At 45.8% G+C, this 4,011-nt stretch carries 4 protein-coding genes; 3 read left to right on the top strand and 1 reads right to left on the bottom strand.

Annotated elements, in window-relative coordinates:
- Positions 1 to 201 precede the first annotated feature (201 nt).
- The 3 genes from mutY to mltC are packed head-to-tail and all read left to right on the top strand — an operon-like array spanning position 202 to position 2,678.
- Positions 202 to 1,338: an A/G-specific adenine glycosylase gene (gene mutY / locus ACO59Y_RS01845; RefSeq protein WP_486130132.1), complete on the top strand. Its 1,137-nt coding sequence runs from the start codon at positions 202 to 204 to the stop codon at positions 1,336 to 1,338.
- Complete coding sequence (locus ACO59Y_RS01850; RefSeq protein ID WP_373603745.1) at positions 1,316 to 1,588, top strand: oxidative damage protection protein; 273 nt, start codon at positions 1,316 to 1,318, stop codon at positions 1,586 to 1,588. Before mutY ends, ACO59Y_RS01850 begins: the two co-directional genes overlap by 23 nt.
- Positions 1,589 to 1,601: 13 nt before the next feature.
- Entirely contained in the window at positions 1,602 to 2,678 is a 1,077-nt protein-coding gene (gene mltC / locus ACO59Y_RS01855) for a membrane-bound lytic murein transglycosylase MltC (RefSeq protein ID WP_373603746.1), read from the top strand.
- A gap of 341 nt (positions 2,679 to 3,019) precedes the next feature.
- On the opposite strand, the gene ACO59Y_RS01860 is transcribed toward mltC, so the two are convergent.
- Positions 3,020 to 3,517 (bottom strand): DUF4760 domain-containing protein, encoded by a 498-nt coding sequence (locus ACO59Y_RS01860; RefSeq protein ID WP_486130135.1) that lies wholly within the window; start codon positions 3,515 to 3,517, stop codon positions 3,020 to 3,022.
- Positions 3,518 to 4,011: the final 494 nt, after the last annotated feature.

Raw genomic sequence — 4,011 nt, forward strand, 5'->3', positions numbered from 1 at the left:
TCAGGATGAATACCTTGTTTCATAGAAAACCTCAAAATGAAGCCACGCCGCTATAGGAACTTTCTCCCCACACCGCGTGAGTGAATAATACGCCGTAATCGGCACCAAATAGGCCGCGAATTATACCGAAAAAACAAAGATAAACAAGCCCTCCGTTTTTCGTGTAAAATCTCCCGCATTTTTTTATTGCATCTTTCATTTATGTTAGCAAAATCCTCTCCCGACGCCCCTTTCGCCCGCGCCCTGTTAACTTGGTACGAACAATTCGGCCGCAAAAATTTGCCGTGGCAACAAAACAAAACCCTGTACGGCGTTTGGCTATCCGAAGTGATGCTGCAGCAAACTCAAGTGGCAACGGTCATCCCTTATTTTGAACGGTTTATCGCGACCTTCCCAAACAGCACCGCATTGGCCAACGCCCCGCTCGACGAAGTGCTGCATTTATGGACCGGCTTGGGCTATTACGCCCGCGCGCGCAATTTACATAAAGCGGCGCAAAAAGTGCGCGATGAATTCGGCGGCGAATTCCCCACCGCTTTTGAACAGGTCTGGGCGCTGCCCGGCGTTGGGCGTTCAACAGCCGGCGCAATTTTGTCTTCCGTATTAAATCAACCTTATCCAATTTTAGACGGCAACGTAAAACGCGTACTTTCCCGCTATTTCGCCGTTGAAGGCTGGCCGGGCGAAAAGAAAGTGGAAAACCGCTTATGGCAACTCAGCGCACAAGTCACGCCCACAGCGCATGTGGCTGATTTCAATCAAGCCATGATGGATATCGGCGCAACGCTTTGCACGCGCAGCAAACCGAAATGCGCCCTTTGCCTGTTATGTACCGATTGCCTCGCTCACCAAAATCAAAGTTGGGCACAATTCCCCGCTAAAAAACCGAAAAAAACCATGCCGGAAAAAGAAAGCTATTTTTTAATTTTGTCGAAAAACGGCAAAGTTTGGCTGCAACAGCGGGAAAATACCGGCTTATGGGGCGGACTTTTTTGCTTTCCGCAATTTACCGACAAAGCCGCATTGCTACATTTTCTCGCACAAGCAGGCGTTTCTCATTATCAACAATGGCCGAGTTTCCGCCACACCTTCAGCCATTTTCATTTAAATATTCACCCGATTTACGCGGAAGTCGAAAATAGCACCGCATTGGAACGGGCAAATACAGACTGGCGCAAAGTGATGGAAAACACAAAAGAATACACCTCGAGTCTATCCAGTACAGACAAATATTGGTATGATCCGCGCCACCCCGAATCGATCGGACTGGCACAGCCCGTAAAAAATTTATTAACGCAATTTGTAAGGAATTATTATGGCGAGAACAGTATTTTGTGAATATCTAAAAAAAGAAGCCGAAGGCTTAGATTTTCAACTTTATCCTGGCGAACTGGGCAAACGCATTTTTGATTCAATCAGCAAACAAGCCTGGGGCGAATGGATTAAAAAACAAACCATGCTGGTGAACGAGAAAAAACTCAACATGATGAATATGGAACATCGCAAATTGTTAGAACAAGAAATGGTGAATTTTTTATTCGAAGGCAAAGACGTACACATTGAAGGCTATGTTCCACCAACAAATTAATCGGCAGTAAAAAATGAAAAAATATTTATTATTAGCGGCGTTATTGCCGCTTTTATATGCCTGTAGCGACTCACTAAACCGCGGCATCGATTATGACGACGTATTCGCCAAAGATACCCAAGGTTTGGATATTCTCACCGGACAATTTTCCCACAATATCGACCGCATCTGGGGCGTCAACGAATTATTGGTGGCAAGCCGTAAAGATTACGTAAAATACACCGATTCATACTACACCCGCAGCCACGTCAGTTTCGACGAAGGCAATATCGTCATCGAAACACAAAAAGATCTCAACCGCCTACACAATGCCATCGTGCATACCTTATTAATGGGCTCCGACGCCAAAGGCATCGACTTATTCGCCGCCGGCGACGTACCAATAAGCTCCCGCCCATTCCTGTTAGGGCAAGTGGTGGATAACAACGGCCAACAAATCGCCAACCAGTTCATCGCGGGCAATTTCGCCACATACTTAATTCAAAACAAATTACAAACCCGCCGCCTACAAAATGGCAACACCGTACAATTTGTCGCCATCCCGATGATTGCCAACCACGTCGAAGTGCGCGCCCAAAAATATCTACCGCTAATTCGCAAAGCCGCCCAACGTTACGGCATCGACGAAAGCCTCATCCTCGGCATCATGCAAACGGAATCCAGCTTCAACCCATATGCGATTAGCTACGCCAACGCCATCGGCCTAATGCAAATCGTACCGCACACCGCCGGCCGCGACGTATTCGTCTTAAAAGGCAAAAGCGGACAACCGTCCACCGGCTACCTATACGACCCGGCCAACAACATCGATGCAGGTGTCTCCTATTTATGGATTTTGCAAAATCAATATCTAGACGGCATCAACAACCCAACGTCCAAACGCTTCGCCATGATCTCCGCTTACAACAGCGGCGCCGGCGCAGTGCTACGCGTGTTCGACAATGACAAAGACGCAGCGATTGAAAAAATCAACCGCCTATATCCCGAACAAGTGTACCGCATCCTCACCACCGCGCACCCATCATCACAAGCGCGAAATTACCTACTAAAAGTGGATCAAGCCCAGAAAAAATTCCGCGTCAGACGATAACCACACAAAAACACACCTCCCAACACCCCCGTGGGCACACCCCACGGGCCTCCTCCCCCCACACAAACCGCCCAAAAGCAAATTTAAAAACAAACAGCGCAACGAAGAAAGCCCGCTCCCCCCGTGTAAGCCGCCCTTATGGAGAGGGCATTTTTAGCTAAATTTGCTCTGTTTGAGCGCAGCGAGTTGCAAATTTAGCGTTAAGAAAATGCCCTCGGAATAAGGAATAGCGGCTTAGTCGGGTCGCCTTTCTTTTGGTTACTTTTCTTTGGCGAAGCAAAGAAAAGTAACAAAAAAAACCAACATCAATTAAACAATAAAAAAGCCCACCACCGTGAGCCTTATTCATTATCCATCCACCTTATCGCTAACCATTCAAATTCACAGAATAACTTATCATTATTCCCATTGATCCGCCTCAACTCCATAATATAAGGCTTAAGCGTCTTCCAATCCTTAATCACACTGCTTTTACTCATACGCTTATACACCGCCTCATCAAACAAATTTTCTTTAATTCCGACACAAATAAATTCAATAGAATTTAACACATCTAAAACCACAAAATTCTGCCGTTGTTCTTCATCATTTGTCTGAATATTCTTATCTAACTGACAAGCCAACGACGTAAAATTCACCCCACTATCACGCATTTTCACATAAGCCTGCCGCCGTTCCCGATAGTAAGCATTGCTGTTATTACTAATCAACAAATCAATTGTTGCCTTCTGCTTATGTTGTTTGCGCAATTCTTTTAATTGCGACCATGCAAAAAAGGCCAGGTAGCCTGTAAATAAACAGGTCCCCAGCCCCGCAAGAACATTAAAATCCAAATCCATCAGATTTCCCAGCCCTCATTTAATCTTAAACATTTCATATCTATCCTCCATCACGACCAAAATATCGTGGCGCCATTATAGATTTACAACCCACCCCACGCAATAAAAATATCCCACTCACCAAAACAAACCAAAGAAAAACCTCCCCCCACACAAACCGCCCATTTTTGTTAAAAATTTTTAGGAAGGTTACGCCAGCGACGCGTTCAGCAAAAACAATTTTTCGAAGAAAGCCCTCTCCCCCCCGTGTAAATCGCCCATTTTTTGGCTTCATTTTTAGGAAAGTAACGCCAGCGGAGCGAAGCGGAGACTGCTTACTTTCCGTTAAGAAAATGAAGCCAAAAAATGGACAAAACGCAACGCGTTTTGAACGTCGGCTCTGCCGACGGCCCCGAAGGGGTGAGCAAGTCAGCTGTGCTGAGTTGCGAATAAAAGCGATTTAGTCGGGTCGCCTTTCTTTTTGCTTACTTTTTCTTTGGCGAAGCAAAGAAAAA

Source organism: Rodentibacter sp. (genome assembly GCF_057314195.1).